Source organism: Shigella sp. FC1967 (assembly GCF_001743005.1).
Classification (GTDB): Bacteria; Pseudomonadota; Gammaproteobacteria; order Enterobacterales; family Enterobacteriaceae; genus Proteus.
On sequence record NZ_MIIZ01001082.1, the window covers coordinates 1 to 986 of the forward strand.

Consider the following 986-nt stretch of genomic DNA (forward strand, 5'->3'; position numbering starts at 1 on the left):
GTCAAAGTGTTAAGTGAAGATAGTACATTAAATTTACAAATTGGCGCGCATGATAAAGAGCAAATCAGTGTTGATTTGAAAAAAACGGATGCGACTACATTGGGTATTGATAAATTGGATTTATCAGCAAAAAGCAAAATTGGTTCTAAAGCCACTGAAGTTGAAGTCACTTTAACGGGTACTCCTGCAACAAAAGAGATGCAAAAACTAGATACAGCGGATTTAGATGCAAAAATCACCAGCAAGGATTGGAAAAGCTACGAGATTTCTTATGGTGTAGATGCTAATGGCAAAGACGATAAATCTACCTTGGTGGTTCACACCGTAGATAAAAACGGTAAGGATGATTACTTTAGTATCGCTGCCACAACAGGTGCTACAGCAGGTAAAACAGTAAAAGTAGCCACATCAGGTACCGCGATGAAACTCGATGATATTGTTGAAAAACCATTAGCAACATTAGATAAAGCGTTATCTCAAGTCGATAGCTTACGTAGTGCAATGGGTGCAGTACAAAATCGTTTAGATTCAACTATTACCAACTTAGGCAATACCGTTAATAATCTAACTGCATCACGTAGCCGTATTGAAGACGCCGATTATGCAACTGAAGTGTCCAATATGAGTAAAAGCCAAATTTTACAACAAGCGGGTACTTCAGTATTGGCACAAGCTAATCAAATGCCACAAAACGTATTATCACTGTTACGTTAATTCGTACACTGACCCAAAAGATACTTTTCGATATTCAAAAGGTTCTCGTAAGAGAGCCTTTTTTTGTTTTTTGTGTTTTATATTTAAACTCATCTTTTTTAGTTTTATTTTTTCTCTCAACCTCTTTTACTTTTTTCTGCAATCAATTATTCCTTAAAAATTAACCGACTGGCTTTTTTTGCTATTTTCACGATGCCGAAAATCATAAACCCCTCGATATTGGTGACGATAGTGTATAGGCAACGTTATTACAGTGACGTAATAACTAACCT

1 protein-coding gene is annotated in these 986 nt (G+C 36.1%); it reads left to right on the forward strand.

Features of this window, described 5'->3' with window-relative positions; translation table 11 throughout:
• Window positions 1-714: flagellin (locus tag BHE89_RS18600; RefSeq protein ID WP_286139089.1), on the forward strand; the 714-nt coding region annotated here is incomplete at its 5' end.
• Window positions 715-986 lie beyond the last annotated feature (272 nt).